Here is a 16,432-nt window from a genome sequence, read left to right as displayed (position 1 = left end):
GCCAGCATGAATTCGACACACTGAACAGCCTGAAATATGGCGATAAAGAATTGTAAAATATGAAAATCATTCGCGCTTTCGCTTCAATCGCACTGGCTCTGGCGGCCTTCAGCCAGTCAGCCTTTGCTGTGGTTTACCCGTTACCGCCGGCCAACAGTCGTCTGATCGGCGAAAATATCGAAATTACTGTCCCTGAAGACAGCAAACTGCCGCTGGAAGCTTTTGCGGCGCAGTACCAGATGGGCCTCAGCAATATGCTGGAAGCCAATCCGGGCGTTGACGTTTATCTGCCTAAGGCTGGCAGCAAAATGATCATCCCACAGCAGCTGATCCTGCCGGACGCACCGCGTGAAGGCATTGTGATTAACAGCGCGGAGATGCGTCTTTACTACTATCCGAAAGGCAGCAAAACCGTGGTGGTGTTGCCTATTGGTATCGGTGAACTGGGTAAAGATACCCCGATTAACTGGACCACAGCGGTAGAACGTAAAAAAGATGGCCCGACCTGGACGCCAACCAAAGGCATGCATGCGGATTACGCGGCGCGCGGTGAAACCCTGCCAGCGGTCTTCCCGCCAGGCCCGGATAACCCGATGGGCCTGTATGCGCTCTATATCGGTCGTCTCTATGCGATTCACGGCACCAACGCCAACTTCGGTATCGGCCTGCGCGTGAGCCATGGTTGTGTGCGTCTGCGCGCTGACGATATCAAATGGCTGTATCAGAACGTGCCGGTCGGTACGCGCGTACAGTTTGTTGATCAGCCGGTAAAAGCGACCGTGGAGCCAGACGGTTCACGGTATGTAGAAGTGCATAACCCGCTGTCGACCACCGAAGAGCAGTTCAACTCGCGTGAGCTGGTGCCGATTACGCTGAATCAGGCGGTGAGCAAAGTTCTGGTTGATGCCAGCGTCAATCAGGATCAGGTTAATGGCGCGATTCAGGGCCGTACCGGTATGCCAGTAAAAGTGAACGGCGTGGAGAACAACATCCAGACTGCGCCAGTTCCGATGCCGGAAAATCCGCAGGCTGTGCCACAGGAAGAGCCAATGACGCCAGTCACCTCTCAGGGCGCAAACAGTGATGCCGCGCAGCCACAGCAGCCGGCCACTGAGCCAGCCGCACCGGCCGCTCCGGTAACACCAGCAGCCCCTGCAGCCGCGGCCAATACCAGCTCGTAATTGCCGTCCTGCTTGCAGAAGCCAGCGCCTGTCGCTGGCTTTTTTATTGCCTGCGTTTCTGCGTTTTTCCCCGCACTCCGCTCAGAATGCCCCGTCCGACGATCATTAATCTGTCATATAAAGCGCGTATCAAACTGCGTTGACCCGGTGCAAATCAGCATCCGGCATCAGCCACCAGAGGTACACCATGAGCGAAAACAGTCTCTCCTCCTCATCAGCCCGAGGTCGCCCCGATTTCAACGGCAAAAATAGCCGTTTCAGTAAACCGCTGTTCTTTATTCTGCTGGTTGCCGGACTGGCGTTCGCCGGTCTCAATCTGGTCAGCGATGTTGAAGAGACCAATATGCCGGTCACCAGCTATCTGCCGTTCTTTCTGCTGGGGCTGGCACTGCTGATTGCGCTCGGCTTTGAGTTCGTGAATGGCTTTCACGATACCGCCAATGCCGTGGCGACCGTGATCTACACCCATTCGCTGACGCCCGGCGTCGCGGTGGTCTGGTCCGGTTTCTGTAACTTTCTGGGTGTGCTGCTCTCCAGCGGCGTGGTGGCGTTTGGCATTATCTCACTGCTGCCGGTGGAGTTGATCCTGCAGGCCAGCAGCGGCAGCGGGTTTGCCATGGTCTATGCGCTGCTCTTCTCAGCGATTATCTGGAACCTGGGCACCTGGTATTTAGGGCTGCCGTCGTCGTCGTCCCATACGCTGATCGGCTCGATCATCGGCGTCGGCGTTGCCAATGCGATGCTGCACGGACGCAGCGGTCTGAGCGGGGTTGACTGGGATCAGGCACTGAAGGTCGGCTATGCACTGCTGCTGTCGCCGGTGGTCGGCTTTGTCTGCGCCGGGCTGCTGCTGTGGGTGATGAAACTGTTTATCCGCAATCGCCAGCTTTATCAGGCGCCAGAAAGCAATCAGTCGCCACCGGTCTGGATCCGCGGCCTGCTGATCCTGACCTGTACCGGCGTGTCGTTTGCGCACGGCTCTAACGATGGTCAGAAAGGAATGGGGCTGATTATGCTGATCCTGGTGGGCACCATGCCGATCGCCTACGCCCTGAACCGATCGCTGCCACCCGATCAGATCCCGCGCGTCGCGGCGCTGAACGAAGTGACCGCCCATCAGCTGCTGCAACTGCAACCCGCTTCGGCGAACCCTCCTCCGGCCCGTGAGGTACTGACCGGCTTTGTTGGCAGCAACAGCATGAATCCCGACGTGCTGCCCGCGCTGGCGATGACGCTGCGCGAAGTCGGCGATGAGATTCGTCGTTACGGTTCAATGGAAAACATTCCAGCCCAGGCGGTGACCAATACCCGCAACCAGATGTATCTGGCGTCAGAATCGATCAAGCATCTGCAGAGCGCCGAGGTCAGACTGCCGCAGGAGACGGAACGCAACCTTAAGGCAGTGAAAACGGAACTCGACAGCGCCACCCGTTTTATTCCGATGTGGGTGAAAGTGGTGGTGGCGATTGCGCTGGGACTGGGCACCATGGTCGGCTGGCGCCGGATTGTGGTCACAGTGGGAGAACGGATCGGTAAAACCCATCTGAGCTATGCTCAGGGCGCCAGCGCCGAACTGGTGGCGATGATGACCATTGGCGCGGCAGACGGTTTCGGTTTACCGGTTTCCACCACTCACGTGCTCTCATCCGGCGTAGCGGGCACTATGGCGGCGAACCGTTCCGGCTTGCAGCTCTCGACGCTGCGTAACCTGGCCGTCGCCTGGATTTTAACGCTGCCGGTATCTATTCTGCTCTCTGCCCTGCTCTACTGGGCGTTCAGCCATTTTTAACGGTCTGCGGCTTATAGTCATTCAGGCGATAAGCCGCTGCTGCCAGTAAAGCCGCAGGGTAATCAGCAGCGCTCCCAGCACCATCAACGCCGCCGCCAGATAGACTGACTGCATCCCCCAGTGTCCGATAAGCAATCCCGCCACCGGGCCGGTTAAGCCCAGGCCCAGATCGAGAAAAGCTGAATAGGTGCCCAGTGCAGAGCCCTGATCCTGACGCTCAACCCGTTTAACCGCCTCAACGCCCAGCGCCGGAAAGACCAGAGAAAATCCGCTGCCGGTAAGGAATGCGCCCGCCCCTACCAGCCAGGCGCTGTCCGCCTGCCAGATAATCAGCAGTCCCAGGCACTCCAGCAGGAAAGAGAAGAGCGACACGCGCAGCCCGCCGAAACGGGTAATAAAGCGACCAAACCCCAGACGCACCAGCACAAAACCCAGGCTGAACAGCGTCAGCGCATAGGCCGCGCCCTGCCAGTCGCGGCTGGCAAAATAGAGGGTGATAAAGGTAGCGATAACGCCAAAACCGATGGTGCCGAAGCCCAGCGCCAGGCCATAGAGCCAGACGCGGGAGAAGACGCGGTGAAACGGAATGCGCTCGCCCACACTGACCGTCACCGCCGGTTTGCGGCTGGCCATCAGATAGCCCGCCACGCCCATCAGCGCAATCAGCCCGGCAAATCCACTCATACCAAATTCACTGTTCAGCAGCACGCCCAGCGGTGCACCGACGGCCATTGCCAGATAGGTCGCAACACCGTTCCAGGAGATCACGCGCGCGGTCTGCATTGGCCCGACGATGTTCATGCCCCACAGGGTTGAGCCGGTGCTGCTGAAGCTTTCACCCACGCCGAGAAACAACCGCCCGATGGCCAGCAGCGCCAGACTCAGCCATGGCCAGCCGCTCAGCAGTGCGGCCACGATAGTCAGCACCCCGCTCATGCCGCAGCAGAGCAGTCCCAGCATCACCACCCGCTTTGGTCCAAGGCGATCGGCCAGACGGCCCGACTGCGGACGGCTGAGCAGCGTCGCAAAATATTGAATGCTGATAATCAGTCCGGCGATAAAGGAGCTGAAGCCAAGATGATTTTTGACGAAGCCTGGCAGCACGGCCAGCGGCAGTCCGACAGAGAGATAGCAGAAGAAAGTGAAGATAATAACAGAGAGGATTCGTTTGTTGAGCTGGCTGTTGCTCAACACAGCGGAGTCAGACATAGCAGGCAAGGGGTCCAGGAAATTTTTCCCACTATACCGTCAGGCCGCTAAAGGGTCGCCTGATTTTTTATCACAAACCATGAACATGTGCGTGACGATCAATCGCCTGTGCAATGTCGCCCGACGATTTTAACGCACGGATTTCGCTGAATAAGCCATCGGCTTCGCCATAGGCTTTGCGCAGATAACCGAGCCACTGTTTGATACGCGCCACGTGGTAGAGGCCGGTATCTCCCTGCTTTTCCAGCCGGCTGTATTTCTGTAATAACCGCACCACATCAGGCCAGGCCATCGGCGGCTCGTTATATTTCACTACCCGGCTCAGGTTGGGGATGTTCAGTGCGCCACGGCCAATCATCACCGCATCGCAGCCGGTTACCGCCATACAGTGTTGCGCGCTTTGCCAGTCCCAGATTTCGCCATTGGCAATCACCGGAATGCGCAGCCGCTGACGAATATCGCCAATCGCCTGCCAGTTAATCGCCTCTGCACGGTAGCCCTCTTCTTTGGTTCGTCCATGCACCGCCAGCTCGCTGGCACCGGCCTGTTGCACCGCATCGGCAATCTCCAGACTGCGGGCGCTGGAGTCCCAGCCGAGCCGAACTTTTACCGTTACCGGCAAATCTTCAGGCACCGCTTCACGCATCGCTTTCGCGCCGCGATAGATCAGATCGGGATCTTTAAGAAGAGTTGCGCCGCCTCCGCTGCCGTTGACCAGTTTAGAAGGACAACCACAGTTGAGATCCACACCCCATGAGCCCAGTTCCACCGCACGTGCGGCGTTTTCGGCTAACCATTCGGGATGCTGCCCCAGCAGCTGCATACGCACCCGCGTGCCGGAAGGCGTGCGGCTGGCGTTATGCAGTTCGGGGCAGAGACGGTAGAAAGATTTTACCGGCAGCAGTTGATCGACCACGCGCAAAAACTCAGTGATGCAGAGATCGTAGTCGTTCACTTCCGATAACAGCTGGCGCACCAGTGAATCCAGCACGCCCTCCATCGGTGCCAGTAAAACCCTCATACTCAGACGTTTCCGGTACGCTTCGCTGCTGCCGGACGACGCGGACGGGCTGCGGGCCTATCGCCCTGAGGAGCGGCCTGGCTCTGACGACGCGCCTGAGGACGCTTTTCGCCGGATGAAGATGAGCGCGATGCGCCTGCACCCTGTCCGCCCTGGCTGCGACCACGGCCGCCGCCACCGCCACCTGCACCGCCGCGAGACTGCTGCTGACGACCGTTGATGATCGGCTCCGCTTTGATGCTCGGATCGGGTTCATAACCTTCAACGGCCAGACGCGGGATTTCACGCTTCAGCAGACGTTCGATATCACGCAGCAGTTTATGCTCATCGACGCAGACCAGTGACAGTGCGACACCGGTCGCCGCCGCACGGCCGGTACGGCCAATACGGTGAACGTAATCTTCGGCGACGTTAGGCAGCTCATAGTTCACGACGTGTGGCAGCTCTTCGATATCCAGGCCACGGGCCGCGATATCGGTGGCAACCAGGACGCGAATTCCGCCTGACTTAAAGTCGGCCAGCGCGCGGGTACGTGCACCCTGGCTCTTGTTGCCGTGGATCGCGGCGGCGGAGATGCCATCTTTGCCCAGCTGCTCGGCAAGGTGGTTCGCGCCGTGTTTGGTACGGGTAAAGACCAGCACCTGCTGCCAGTTGCCTTCGCCAATCAGCTGAGACAACAATTCACGCTTACGCTTCTTATCAACGAAAGCCACCTGCTGCGCGACCTGCTCGGAGGCGGTGTTGCGGCGAGCCACTTCAATCATTTCCGGGTTGGTCAGCAGTTTCTCAGCCAGGCCTTTGATCTCATCAGAGAAGGTGGCAGAGAACAGCAGGTTCTGACGTTTGGCCGGCAGACGTGCCAGTACGCGACGGATGTCGTGGATAAAGCCCATATCCAGCATACGGTCCGCTTCATCCAGCACCAGAATTTCGACCTGTGACAGGTCAACCGCATTCTGTTGTGCCAGATCCAGCAGGCGTCCAGGCGTTGCCACCAGGATATCGACGCCGCCACGCAGTTTGACCATCTGTGGATTGATGCTGACGCCACCAAACACCACCATGGAACGCAGCGAGAGATATTTGCTGTAGTCGCTGACGTTTTCGCCGACCTGCGCCGCGAGTTCACGGGTTGGGGTCAGGATCAGGGCGCGCACCGGGCGACGACCGCGGATGGGCGTGGCAGTGGCAGAGAGTTTTTGTAACATCGGTAAGGTAAAGCCGGCTGTTTTGCCGGTGCCGGTCTGGGCGCTCGCCAGCAGATCGCGGCCTGCCAGCACAACAGGAATCGCCTGGCGCTGGATAGGTGTGGGTTCGCTGTAGCCTTGTTCGGCGACCGCGCGCAAAATATCGGCACTCAGGCCGAGAGAGTCAAAAGACATTAAGTGATTTACTCCGGTCCGCTCTGACCGTGATTCACGGTGTAGTTTTCAGAGGGATAGTGACGCCAGCCAGGGCTGACGCGTGAAAAGGGCGCAAACTACGATGCGTAAGCGGGCGAGTGTAACAGCTTTGAGAGCAGTGTGCGAGATAGCTCACATTTCCTGACACAACTTAACCGCCTGAAAACAGGAAGGCCACCTTCCGGTGGCCTTCAACTTAACTACGTTTGTTTTCGATTCGTCGCGGTGGCTCTTTGGCCAGCAGCGAGACCAGCGCCGGACCCAGCAACATCACTACGCCGAGACACGCCAGCAGCAGGTTGTTGTGGTAAATCCGCGACACCAGGAACAGTGTCATCATGGCGGCGCCAAAGTAGTAAGTGGTGGTCGCTTCTTCAAGATAATCGCCGAGAGTACGTAAACGGGCAATGCGCTGTGTCACCAGCATGGCAACAAAAACCAGTGCGTACATCGCCACCAGCGTACTGCAGACATCAACCAGCGCTTTGTGCTTCCAGCCCCAGATCAGTGCAGCGATCACCAGCAGATGCATAGCAATATGCAACAACGTTTGACCCGTGATAATTTGAATACGATTAGACCATTTCATTCAGTTCTCCTGGCAGACCCAACAGGTCGCCCAAGTGCTACCGGCACAAGCCGGAAACGATTTCCTCAATGTAAAACAATTTTCGGATAACGCCCTAATTTTCGCCCTCTTTCACCACCCATTTGTGACAAAGACTACACTTTGATTCTATTGATGATGAAAAGGAGTGCGTCGCGAGTATGCCACAAAACAAGCAAGGATTTTCAATAAAAGTCCTGACGATCAATACACATAAGGGTTTCGCCCCTTTCAATCGCCGCTTCATCCTGCCCGAATTACGCGACGCCGTTCGCGCAACGGAGGCGGATGTGGTCTTTCTGCAGGAGGTGATGGGCACGCATGCCATCCACTCCCTTAACCATGAGGAGTGGCCCGACTCTCCTCATTATGAGTTTCTGGCCGACACCATATGGAACGATTTCGCCTATGGGCGTAATGCGGTCTATCCGGAGGGGCATCACGGCAATGCGGTGCTGTCTCGCTTCCCGATCGCCGACTATGAGAACCGGGATATCTCGGTGGCGGGCAGTGAAAACCGCGGCATGCTGCACTGCCAGATCGCCCTGCCCGAGCCGCACGGCACGCTGCATGTCATCTGCGTTCATCTGGGTCTGAAAGTGGCCCATCGTCACGCGCAGATGAAGAAAATATGTGAAATGGTTAACTCACTGCCGCCCGACGCGCCGGTGGTGGTGGCGGGCGATTTCAACGACTGGCAGCGACGCGCTAACTCCATTCTGAAACATGGCGCAGGCCTGAAAGAGGTATTCAGCATGAAAACCGGACGCCCGGCGCGCACCTTCCCGGCGCGCTTCCCGATCCTGCGGCTTGACCGCATCTATGTCCGCAACGCCACCGTCAGTCATCCGTGGGCGCTGCCGCGCAAGCCCTGGTCCCATCTTTCCGACCATGCGCCGCTGGCGGTGGAGATTCACCTATGAATTTTAGCTGGCAGGAAGGCAACCGGCTGCTGTTGCTGGAAAATGGCGAAGCGTTTTTCCCGCGGGTCTTTGGCGCGATCCAGCGGGCGGAACGTACGGTATTAATCGAAACCTTTATTCTGTTTGAGGATGACGTGGGCAACGCCCTGCACCGCGAACTGCTGGCGGCAGCCCAGCGCGGCGTGCGGGTCGAAGTGATGGTCGATGGTTATGGCTCTGCCGAACTCTCCGACAAATTTGTTAACAGCCTGACCAGCGCTGGCGTGCGTTTCATCTATTACGATCCGCGTCCGCTGGTGATGGGGATGCGCACCAACGTTTTCCGCCGCCTGCACCGCAAAACCGTGGTGGTGGATGACGTGGTAGCCTTTGTCGGCGGCATTAACTTCTCAGCCGAGCACAACACCGATTATGGCCCGGAAGCCAAACAGGATTATGCGGTGCAGGTCAAAGGCCCGGTGGTGGGCGACATCGCCCGCTATCTGCAACAGGCGATTGGCAGCGAACAGAATACCCGCCGCTGGTGGGGATCGCGCTCTCATCGTCCGGCGGTCAACGCCACGCCCGGCGATGCTCAGGTGCTCTATGTTTATCGCGATAACGACGAGCATCGTGACGACATCGAAGTCCACTACCTGGAGATGCTGCGCGAGGCGAAGCGGGATGTGATTATCGCCAATGCCTACTTCTTCCCGGGTTACCGGCTGCTGCGTGAGATGCGCAACGCCGCGCAGCGTGGCGTCCGGGTGCGACTGATTGTGCAGGGCGAGCCAGATATGCCGATTGTGAAAGTGGGCGCGGAGCTGCTCTACAACTATCTGGTCGATGGCGGCGTTGAAGTTTACGAATATATCCGTCGCCCGCTGCACGGCAAGATCGCGGTAAAAGACGACTACTGGGCCACCGTCGGCTCCAGCAATCTCGATCCGCTCAGCCTGTCACTTAACCTTGAAGCCAATCTGATCATCCACGACAGACCGTTTAACCAGACGCTGCGTGATAACCTGGAAGCGCTGCTGGCCAACGATTGCCAGCGCGTGCAGGAAGATCGCTTACCGCCGCGCAACTGGTGGCAACTGAGTAAAAGCGTGGTGGTATTCCACTTCCTGCGCCATTTCCCGGCCATCGCTGGCTGGCTGCCGGCGCATACGCCGCTGCTGGCCCAGGTAGGTGAGCCGGTACAGCCTGAAATGGAGACGCAGGATCGCGTTGAAACTGATAACCCGGGAGCAAAATCCTGATGGCAAAAAAACATCCACGCTGGCAACTGGCGAAAAAAATCCTCACCGTGCTCTTTTTCATCGCGGTGGTGGTTCTGCTGGTGGTCTATGCCCGCAAAGTGAACTGGGAAGATGTTTATGACGTCATCGTTAACTACAACCGCTTTGTGGTACTGACCGCCGCCGGACTGGTGGTGCTGAGTTACCTGGTGTATGGCTGCTATGACCTGATTGGACGCGCCTACTGCGGCCATAAGCTGGCGAAGCGGCAGGTGATGCTGGTGTCGTTTATCTGTTACGCCTTCAACCTGACGCTGAGCACCTGGGTGGGTGGCGTCGCGATGCGCTACCGGCTCTATTCACGGTTAGGGCTGGATAGCGGCACCATCACCCGCATCTTCTCTCTGAGCATCGCCACTAACTGGCTGGGCTATATTCTGCTGGCGGGCGTGGTATTCAGTGCGGGCATGGTGTCGATTCCCAGCGGCTGGTTTATTGGTGAAACCACCCTGCGGCTGATTGGTGGCGCTCTGCTGGTGCTGGTGGCGGTCTACCTCTGGGCCTGTGCCTTCTCAAAGCAGCGTCGCTGGACGGTAAAAGGCCAGACGCTGCAGCTGCCCTCGCTGCGCATGGCGCTGCTGCAGTTTGCGGTTTCCTGTGCCAACTGGATGGTGATGGGGGCGATTATCTGGCTGCTGCTGGGACGAGACGTCGGTTATCCGATGGTGCTGGGCGTGCTGCTGATCAGCAGTATTGCCGGGGTAATCATTCATATTCCGGCGGGCATTGGCGTACTGGAAGCGGTCTTCCTGGCGTTACTCAGCGGTCAGCACGCCTCGCATGGCACTATCATTGCGGCGCTGCTGGCTTATCGCGTGCTCTACTTTATCCTGCCGCTGCTGTTAGCGCTGGTGCTCTATCTGGGGCTGGAGAGTCGGGCGAAGCATCTGCGTCAGAAGAACGAGCAGAAGTTGCAGAAGTCGTAATAAAAAAGGGGAGGCGCAGACAGTGCGCCTCCCCCGCTACTCCCTCAGGCTTAACGGCGGTTGCCGAAAATCCGCAGCAGCATCAGGAACAGGTTGATAAAGTCGAGATACAGCGTCAGTGCGCCCATAATCGAGTAGCGACGCAGGTTTTCCGTATCGCGGGCATCGATCTGCTCACCGATATTTTTCAGCTTCTGCGTGTCATAGGCCGTTAACCCCACAAATACCACCACCCCGATGTAGGTAATCGCCCACATTAGCGCCGGGCTTTTCAGCCAGAAGTTCACCAGCGACGCCAGCACGATGCCAATCAGCGCCATAAACAGCAGGCTGCCAAAACGGCTGAGATCGCGTTTGGTGGTATAGCCGTAGAAGCTCATCGCGCCAAACATCCCCGCCGTGATAAAGAAGGTGCTGGCGATCGAGGAGTTAGTGTAAACCAGGAAGATACTCGCCATGGTCAGGCCGGTCAGCGCCGAGTAGAGCATAAACAGCCCGGTTGCCACGGCCCCGCTCAGGCGATGCACCATACCTGACAGAAAGAAGACCAGCCCCAGCTGCACGATAATCAGTCCGAAGAAAGTGATGCGGTTAGCAAACACCAGCTCCATGATCGCTGGCGTGCGTGCAGCGTACCAGGAGACAAACGCCGTCAGTAACAGACCGCAGGTCATCCAGCCATAAACCTGCGCCATATAGGCTTGTAAACCGCGAGATGCGGATTGAACGATGGAATCATTTCGTGGATATCGGTCCATGATGCACCTCTTGTTAAACGGATTAGGACCGGCTCCACACAGGGAACCGGATGAATAACCTGGTCTGGCAGGCATACGTTGTTTCTGTTTCAGCACCTGTGGCCAGCGACAGCGCGACACAACCGCCACGGGCCCGTACGGCCTTATGAGGATGCGCACAGTTCAGGGCCAGAATAACAATAAAAGTCGCCCGGAACTGGCTCTAAGTGTGGCACAGCTCAGCTCAACTGTGCCACAACATGCCGCTTAACGTCGCGACAGGCACTGCTGATAACGGCTGTCGACACGCTGCGCAAACCACGCCGTGGTGAGATTACGGGTAATTTTCGGGCTTTCCAGCTTGATGCCCGGCAGCATTTCACGCGGTAACTTTCGAACCGCCATTTTATCCGCCAGGGTAAAGACCTGTTTCCAGAGTTCGCTGTCGCTGAACGACGCTTTCTCCCCTTTCTCCAGATCGCGGCGAATGTCGCTGTTGCTCATATCGATCTGCTTCGACAGCGTGCGCACCGCCAGTTCGGTGCCGCCCGCCGCATCCGATCCATAAAGAATCAGATCGCCATCCAGCGCCAGCTTCATGCCGGTGGCGCGCGACACCGCCGCCTGGAAGGCCGCATTGCGGCTGGCATACCAGCCCGCATTGTAGTCGGCAAAGCGGTAGAGCAGCTGGCTGTAGTCAGCCGGATAGCCGAGCAGGTGCATCGTCCCGAAGTAGATCCCGCCGTGGCGGGTAAAGACTTCACGTCGGATGGTGCCATCGATCGGCCACGGGTAGCCTTTGGCATGCGCTTCGGCAAACGCAATGCTGACCTGCATCGGCCCGCCGGTGTGGATTGGATTGAGATTACCAAACAGCGTCTGGCCCATCGGCACCATATCGATCAGGTCATCGAAAATAGCGCTCAGCTCTTTCTCACTGCGCACTTTGTCCAGCCGGGCGGCGTAGCTTTCACCGGTGGGCGATTTGATCTGCAGCGCGGTACGCACCAGGAATGCCGGAACGTGCACCTGCGCCGCACGGCGATTGATCTCGCCCCAGGCGATTTTTGGCAGACCCGGCACGGCGGCCTCGGCGCTGAAGTTGCTCTCCTGATCCGCCACGGCGATCACCGCGCAGAGGTTGCTGGCGCTGGGATCGATCTGCTGAGTGCGGAAGGTGGTGTAGATATCGTCGCTCCACGCCGCTTTATTGCTGACGTGCGACGGCAGCAGCCGCTGGATCTGCGCTTTGACATCTTCAGGCTGCCGCACCGGCGCCTCAGGGGTTTTCTTGCTGCTACAACCTGCCAGCACCAGTGCGGCGACCAGTGTCAGACGTTGCAGAATCGGGGTGGATGACATGCCTGTCCTCAGAATGAACCAAAGCTCTACTCTACCATTGCCAGAGTTTCACAGGCAGGCGAGAACTGAACTAAGGTTATCTTTTTTACCGTTAAAGGAACTTACGATGTTTAAACTCTGGCCAGTTGCGGCGTTCAGCCTGTTATTAACCGGCTGCGGCGCCAATAATACGCCTGCCCAGGTAAAATCACCGGGCGCACCCACCTCCTCCTCGCTTAAGGTGCTGGAGACCGGCGCCAGCGTGATGCAGTCACGTCCGCCCATCGACGCCATCAACACCTATCTTGACGGATTCCATTTTTATAACGGCGATAAGAACGGTCAGATGGAGGCGCACCACTATGTCACCGTGCTGAATGACGATGTGATGCAGGCGGTGATTTACGACGGCAACACGCGCGATGCACGGCTGATGGGCGTGGAGTACATTATCAGCGAACGGCTGTTTAACACCCTGCCGCCCGAAGAGAAGAAGCTCTGGCACAGCCATCAGTATGAGGTGAAATCGGGCACGCTGATTGCACCAGGCTTACCGGAAGCCGCCGACCACGCCCTGATGAAGCGCATTGTGAACACCTACGGGAAAACCTGGCACACCTGGCACACCGATCGCGACAAAACGCTGCCGATCGGCATTCCGGCGCTGATGATGGGCTTTACGGAGGATGGTCAGATGGACTCGCGACTGCTGGCGGACCGCGATCGTCGTTTTGACGTCGACAGCAAAAAGATCCGCGCCCAGCGTGCGGATATCGTGGCGCATCCTGCCGCGGCAGGTGCCAACGCCTGGCAACAGGGCCAGGTCATTCAGCTGAAGCGCACCGCCGGCGGCGGCGAACACAGCCACGGTCAGACCGGTTTTGGTCCGGCTGAGCAGCTAAAGCAGCCTTAATCCCGCCCTAAGCGTCGTGATGTCCGGGGATGCGGGCAGCGGCGTGTCTGCGGTTAACGGCTCAGCGGGCGCAGACACTTCTGCCCGCTAAGCCGTTAATGCAGCTTAGTCCCAGCGCTGAGCCGCCTGGTGGTCGCTGTCGCGGGCATCCACCCAGCGATCGCCCTGCTCTGTCGCTTCTCGCTTCCAGAACGGCGCGCGGGTTTTCAGGTAATCCATGATGAACTCTGCAGCGGAAAAGGCGCTGCCACGATGGGCACTGGTCACGCCCACCAGCACGATTTCATCGCCGGGAAACAGTTCGCCCACGCGATGGATCACCGTGACGCGCTGCAGCGGCCAGCGTTCGCGCGCCGCATCAACAATCTCCTGTAGCGCTTTTTCGGTCATGCCGGGATAGTGCTCCAGCGTCAGTGCCGCGACGTCGTTGCCCAGATTGTGGTTACGGACTTTGCCGGTAAAGGTCACGACCGCACCATCTTCATCACAGGCCGCCAGCCAGCGATACGCTTCCGCCATATCAAAGGGCGCGGGACCGACGCGAATCTGCGTTTCCATCTTAGCCTCCGGTCACGGGCGGGAAAAAGGCCACTTCATCACCGGCGTGCAGCGGATGACTCATCGGCACCAGCGTCTGATTCACCGCCGCCAGCAGCTTGCCCGACTCGAGCGCCAGCGCCCAGCGGTCATCGCGATCTGCCAGCGCACTGCGCAGCGCGGCCACATCCGGATAATCAGCACCGACCTCAAGCGATGAGGTGCCGATCAGCTCACGGACCTGGGCGAAAAACAGCACCTTAATCATGCGCGACCGCCTGGAAATCGCCGCTTTTGCCACCGCTCTTGCTGATTAACCGCAGCTGATCGATAACGATATCTTTCTGCACCGCTTTGCACATGTCGTAGATAGTCAGCGCGGCAACCGATGCGGCCGTCAGCGCTTCCATCTCCACGCCGGTTTTGCCGGTCAGGCGACAGAGCGTGGTGATGCGGACCCGGTTATGGTCCGGTTCAGCCTCCAGGTTCACTTCCACTTTACTCAGCATCAGCGGATGACAGAGCGGAATCAGTTCCCAGGTGCGTTTCGCCGCCTGAATGCCGGCGATGCGCGCGGTGGCAAAGACATCCCCTTTGTGGTGGCTGCCTTCGATAATCATCTGCAGCGTTTCTGGCTGCATGAGCACCAGCACTTCTGCCCGCGCTTCGCGCACGGTTTCCGCCTTGGCGGAGACATCCACCATGTGCGCTTCGCCCGCGGCGTTAATGTGTGTGAGTTGAGACATACTTACCGTTTCTTGAGATGTGAGACAAAATTACAGGGCGCGGTGCGCGCATCAAGCTGGTCAACGATAATGCGTTCCCAGGCGGTGCGGCAGGCGCTGGTGGAACCCGGCACGGCCAGGATCAGCGTCTGATTAGCCAGACCGGCAATCGCGCGCGACTGCAATGTCGAACCGCCAATCTCTTCATAGGAGATCATCCGGAACAGTTCGCCAAATCCATCAATCTCGCGGTCAAACAGCGGCAGCAGCGCTTCCGGCGTGCTGTTTTTCAGGTTAAAGCCGGTTCCGCCATTAATAATCACGACCTGAACATCTTCACTGGCGATCCAGCGCGACACGGTGGCGCGAATACGATAGAGATTATCCGGCACGATGGCGTGATCGACCACCTCATGCCCCGCTTCGGCTGCGGCTTCGCGCAGATAGTCGCCGGAGGTATCGTCACTGGCATCGCGACGATCTGACACGGTCATCACCGCAATCTGCACTGCCTGAAATTCGCTGGCTGGTTTACCCATACTGCCTCCTGAAATTAGCCGCCAATGTAAGAGAGATTCTGTGTGATGCCGGTGTTGCCCTGATGCAGAAAGTGCGTCTGCTTTTTCTGCCCCAGACTGCTGGCAATACGCGCCTGCAGTTCGGCCTGCTGGTCGTCTGACGCCAGCAGATCGCGCAGCGGCACACCGCCGTCACCAAACAGGCATAGATGCAGATTACCGTGCGCCGAAACGCGCAGACGGTTGCAGCTGGCACAGAAATCTTTGGCATAAGGCATGATCAGACCAATCTCGCCGACATAATCGGGATGGTAAAAGACCTGCGCCGGGCCGTCGCTGCGTCCGCTCTCCCGACGCTGCCAGCCCTGGGCGATCAGCTGATCGCGGATGACCATGCCGGAAACGTGCTGATCGCGGAACAGCGTGCCGCCGTCGCCGGTCTCCATCAGTTCGATAAAGCGCAGCTGAATCGGACGGGTGCGGATCCAGTCGAGGAACGTAGCCAGATTACGGCTATTGAGATCGCGCATCAGCACGCTGTTGACTTTGACCTGGCGAAAACCGGCGTCGAGGGCAGCATCAATACCGCTCATGACCTGATGGAATTTATCCTGACCGGTAATGGCGTGAAACTGACGGGCATCCAGGCTGTCGACGCTGACGTTGAGTGCGGTTAACCCCGCGTCACGCCACTGTTTCACGTCACGTGCCAGCCGGTAGCCATTGGTGGTTACCGCGATCTGGCGAATGGAGGCGTTTTCGCGCACCGCCGCAATGATGTCGGTGAAATCGCGGCGCAGCGATGGCTCACCGCCGGTCAGCCGCACTTTTTCCGTTCCGGCAGCGGCAAAGGCCCGCGTGACGCGGCGGATTTCATCCAGCGAGAGAAAGCTTTTGTTACGAATTCCCTGCGGCTTGTAGCCGTCAGGAAGACAGTAGGTACAGCGGAAATTACAGACATCCGTGACCGACAGGCGCAGGTAATAGAACTTACGCGCGTATGCATCAGTAAATTGTGACACCAGAACACCTTTCCAGATTGGGAGATGCAGTCATTTCTTCCTGCACCCTGGCAGCTCGATGGCTACGGCCTGAACCCCCTATCCGCAGAAGTAGGCATTCAGGCTTGAGTGTACGCTGACCCGTTGATCAGCGCGGTAAGCATGATGGTAGCGTGATTTTCGTCACTCTTCCATTTGCTGTTTTCGCTATATATTCTTATACATATCGAATTTTCACCGCATTTCCGCGACAGGATACGTTAAAATGCGATCCAGATTTTGACGTAAGTCATCCGCGCGGGCTTAGCGATTAGAGCCACG

The 16,432-nt window shown here is 58.1% G+C and carries 17 protein-coding genes and 1 riboswitch; of the genes, 6 read left to right on the top strand and 11 right to left on the bottom strand.

All coding sequences use genetic code 11. The features are described from left to right. Nucleotides 1–59 precede the first annotated feature (59 nt). Nucleotides 60–1,181 (top strand): L,D-transpeptidase family protein, encoded by a 1,122-nt coding sequence (locus AC6I8B_RS05895; RefSeq protein WP_010260287.1) that lies wholly within the window; start codon nucleotides 60–62, stop codon nucleotides 1,179–1,181. A gap of 187 nt (nucleotides 1,182–1,368) precedes the next feature. After that, a complete protein-coding gene (locus tag AC6I8B_RS05890) occupies nucleotides 1,369–2,970 on the top strand; it encodes an inorganic phosphate transporter (RefSeq protein ID WP_157351735.1) in 1,602 nt (533 codons plus the stop codon). A gap of 21 nt (nucleotides 2,971–2,991) precedes the next feature. On the opposite strand, the gene AC6I8B_RS05885 is transcribed toward AC6I8B_RS05890, so the two are convergent. The 4 genes from AC6I8B_RS05885 to AC6I8B_RS05870 all read right to left on the bottom strand — a co-directional run bounded on the left by AC6I8B_RS05885 (nucleotide 2,992) and on the right by AC6I8B_RS05870 (nucleotide 7,192). Next, nucleotides 2,992–4,179 carry an MFS transporter gene (locus tag AC6I8B_RS05885; protein WP_010260279.1) on the bottom strand — a complete coding sequence of 396 codons (1,188 nt, stop codon included), beginning with the start codon at nucleotides 4,177–4,179 and terminating at the stop codon, nucleotides 2,992–2,994. Nucleotides 4,180–4,249: 70 nt separating this feature from the next. Beyond that, the gene (dusC, locus tag AC6I8B_RS05880) at nucleotides 4,250–5,200 is read right to left on the bottom strand and encodes a tRNA dihydrouridine(16) synthase DusC (protein ID WP_010260276.1); all 951 of its coding nucleotides are present in this window, start codon (nucleotides 5,198–5,200) and stop codon (nucleotides 4,250–4,252) included. A 2-nt stretch (nucleotides 5,201–5,202) separates the two neighbouring features. Further along, nucleotides 5,203–6,582, bottom strand: a complete 1,380-nt coding sequence (rhlE, locus tag AC6I8B_RS05875) for an ATP-dependent RNA helicase RhlE (protein WP_022626008.1) — start codon at nucleotides 6,580–6,582, stop codon at nucleotides 5,203–5,205. A gap of 217 nt (nucleotides 6,583–6,799) precedes the next feature. After that, complete coding sequence (locus AC6I8B_RS05870) at nucleotides 6,800–7,192, bottom strand: YbhQ family protein (RefSeq protein ID WP_031594396.1); 393 nt, start codon at nucleotides 7,190–7,192, stop codon at nucleotides 6,800–6,802. A gap of 179 nt (nucleotides 7,193–7,371) precedes the next feature. Here AC6I8B_RS05870 and AC6I8B_RS05865 point away from each other — a divergent pair, with 179 nt between their 5' ends. From AC6I8B_RS05865 to AC6I8B_RS05855, 3 genes are read left to right on the top strand one after another with little or no spacing between them, the layout of a single operon-like run. Then, nucleotides 7,372–8,133: an endonuclease/exonuclease/phosphatase family protein gene (locus AC6I8B_RS05865; protein WP_022626009.1), complete on the top strand. Its 762-nt coding sequence runs from the start codon at nucleotides 7,372–7,374 to the stop codon at nucleotides 8,131–8,133. Then, nucleotides 8,130–9,374: a cardiolipin synthase ClsB gene (gene clsB / locus AC6I8B_RS05860; protein WP_010260263.1), complete on the top strand. Its 1,245-nt coding sequence runs from the start codon at nucleotides 8,130–8,132 to the stop codon at nucleotides 9,372–9,374. The genes AC6I8B_RS05865 and clsB overlap by 4 nt, the downstream gene beginning before the upstream one ends. Then, nucleotides 9,374–10,339 (top strand): lysylphosphatidylglycerol synthase domain-containing protein, encoded by a 966-nt coding sequence (locus tag AC6I8B_RS05855; RefSeq protein WP_033757029.1) that lies wholly within the window; start codon nucleotides 9,374–9,376, stop codon nucleotides 10,337–10,339. Before clsB ends, AC6I8B_RS05855 begins: the two co-directional genes overlap by 1 nt. A gap of 50 nt (nucleotides 10,340–10,389) precedes the next feature. Here AC6I8B_RS05855 and AC6I8B_RS05850 read toward each other — a convergent pair whose 3' ends face one another. Both AC6I8B_RS05850 and AC6I8B_RS05845 read right to left on the bottom strand, forming a co-directional pair. Further along, nucleotides 10,390–11,097, bottom strand: coding sequence for a Bax inhibitor-1/YccA family protein (locus AC6I8B_RS05850; RefSeq protein WP_010260256.1), 708 nt, complete (start codon nucleotides 11,095–11,097; stop codon nucleotides 10,390–10,392). 246 nt (nucleotides 11,098–11,343) lie between these two features. After that, nucleotides 11,344–12,438 (bottom strand): DUF1615 domain-containing protein, encoded by a 1,095-nt coding sequence (locus AC6I8B_RS05845; RefSeq protein WP_497817609.1) that lies wholly within the window; start codon nucleotides 12,436–12,438, stop codon nucleotides 11,344–11,346. 106 nt (nucleotides 12,439–12,544) lie between these two features. On the opposite strand from AC6I8B_RS05845, the gene AC6I8B_RS05840 reads away from it, so the two are divergent. Further along, nucleotides 12,545–13,330, top strand: a complete 786-nt coding sequence (locus AC6I8B_RS05840; RefSeq protein ID WP_010260249.1) for an OBAP family protein — start codon at nucleotides 12,545–12,547, stop codon at nucleotides 13,328–13,330. Nucleotides 13,331–13,435: 105 nt separating this feature from the next. Here the strand turns inward: AC6I8B_RS05840 and moaE are convergent, their stop codons facing one another. The 5 genes from moaE to moaA form a co-directional block, all read right to left on the bottom strand. After that, nucleotides 13,436–13,888, bottom strand: a complete 453-nt coding sequence (gene moaE, locus AC6I8B_RS05835) for a molybdopterin synthase catalytic subunit MoaE (protein WP_010260246.1) — start codon at nucleotides 13,886–13,888, stop codon at nucleotides 13,436–13,438. 1 nt (nucleotide 13,889) lies between these two features. Beyond that, nucleotides 13,890–14,135: a molybdopterin synthase sulfur carrier subunit gene (moaD, locus tag AC6I8B_RS05830; RefSeq protein ID WP_010260243.1), complete on the bottom strand. Its 246-nt coding sequence runs from the start codon at nucleotides 14,133–14,135 to the stop codon at nucleotides 13,890–13,892. Continuing rightward, nucleotides 14,128–14,613 carry a cyclic pyranopterin monophosphate synthase MoaC gene (moaC, locus tag AC6I8B_RS05825; protein ID WP_050680592.1) on the bottom strand — a complete coding sequence of 162 codons (486 nt, stop codon included), beginning with the start codon at nucleotides 14,611–14,613 and terminating at the stop codon, nucleotides 14,128–14,130. Before moaC ends, moaD begins: the two co-directional genes overlap by 8 nt. Before the next feature lie 2 nt (nucleotides 14,614–14,615). Continuing rightward, complete coding sequence (gene moaB, locus AC6I8B_RS05820) at nucleotides 14,616–15,131, bottom strand: molybdenum cofactor biosynthesis protein B (RefSeq protein WP_061704214.1); 516 nt, start codon at nucleotides 15,129–15,131, stop codon at nucleotides 14,616–14,618. Nucleotides 15,132–15,145: 14 nt separating this feature from the next. Beyond that, a complete protein-coding gene (gene moaA, locus AC6I8B_RS05815) occupies nucleotides 15,146–16,132 on the bottom strand; it encodes a GTP 3',8-cyclase MoaA (RefSeq protein ID WP_022626014.1) in 987 nt (328 codons plus the stop codon). Next, nucleotides 16,122–16,255: riboswitch (molybdenum cofactor riboswitch) on the bottom strand. Its footprint overlaps the gene before it by 11 nt. Nucleotides 16,256–16,432: the final 177 nt, after the last annotated feature.

The organism is Pantoea sp. X-Soil-ISGK-285, from assembly GCF_059730815.1.
The sequence above is the reverse complement of the archived record's forward strand: the minus strand, read 5'-3'. Positions and strand labels throughout refer to the sequence as shown.

What these genes read in the sequence shown, in the direction of transcription:
- AC6I8B_RS05895 (WP_010260287.1), top strand. Translation starts at nt 60, where the DNA reads ATGAAAATCATTCGCGCTTTCGCTTCAATCGCACTGGCTCTGGCGGCC.
- AC6I8B_RS05890 (WP_157351735.1), top strand. Translation starts at nt 1,369, where the DNA reads ATGAGCGAAAACAGTCTCTCCTCCTCATCAGCCCGAGGTCGCCCCGAT.
- AC6I8B_RS05885 (WP_010260279.1), bottom strand. Translation starts at nt 4,179, where the DNA reads ATGTCTGACTCCGCTGTGTTGAGCAACAGCCAGCTCAACAAACGAATC.
- dusC (WP_010260276.1), bottom strand. Translation starts at nt 5,200, where the DNA reads ATGAGGGTTTTACTGGCACCGATGGAGGGCGTGCTGGATTCACTGGTG.
- rhlE (WP_022626008.1), bottom strand. Translation starts at nt 6,582, where the DNA reads ATGTCTTTTGACTCTCTCGGCCTGAGTGCCGATATTTTGCGCGCGGTC.
- AC6I8B_RS05870 (WP_031594396.1), bottom strand. Translation starts at nt 7,192, where the DNA reads ATGAAATGGTCTAATCGTATTCAAATTATCACGGGTCAAACGTTGTTG.
- AC6I8B_RS05865 (WP_022626009.1), top strand. Translation starts at nt 7,372, where the DNA reads ATGCCACAAAACAAGCAAGGATTTTCAATAAAAGTCCTGACGATCAAT.
- clsB (WP_010260263.1), top strand. Translation starts at nt 8,130, where the DNA reads ATGAATTTTAGCTGGCAGGAAGGCAACCGGCTGCTGTTGCTGGAAAAT.
- AC6I8B_RS05855 (WP_033757029.1), top strand. Translation starts at nt 9,374, where the DNA reads ATGGCAAAAAAACATCCACGCTGGCAACTGGCGAAAAAAATCCTCACC.
- AC6I8B_RS05850 (WP_010260256.1), bottom strand. Translation starts at nt 11,097, where the DNA reads ATGGACCGATATCCACGAAATGATTCCATCGTTCAATCCGCATCTCGC.
- AC6I8B_RS05845 (WP_497817609.1), bottom strand. Translation starts at nt 12,438, where the DNA reads ATGTCATCCACCCCGATTCTGCAACGTCTGACACTGGTCGCCGCACTG.
- AC6I8B_RS05840 (WP_010260249.1), top strand. Translation starts at nt 12,545, where the DNA reads ATGTTTAAACTCTGGCCAGTTGCGGCGTTCAGCCTGTTATTAACCGGC.
- moaE (WP_010260246.1), bottom strand. Translation starts at nt 13,888, where the DNA reads ATGGAAACGCAGATTCGCGTCGGTCCCGCGCCCTTTGATATGGCGGAA.
- moaD (WP_010260243.1), bottom strand. Translation starts at nt 14,135, where the DNA reads ATGATTAAGGTGCTGTTTTTCGCCCAGGTCCGTGAGCTGATCGGCACC.
- moaC (WP_050680592.1), bottom strand. Translation starts at nt 14,613, where the DNA reads ATGTCTCAACTCACACACATTAACGCCGCGGGCGAAGCGCACATGGTG.
- moaB (WP_061704214.1), bottom strand. Translation starts at nt 15,131, where the DNA reads ATGGGTAAACCAGCCAGCGAATTTCAGGCAGTGCAGATTGCGGTGATG.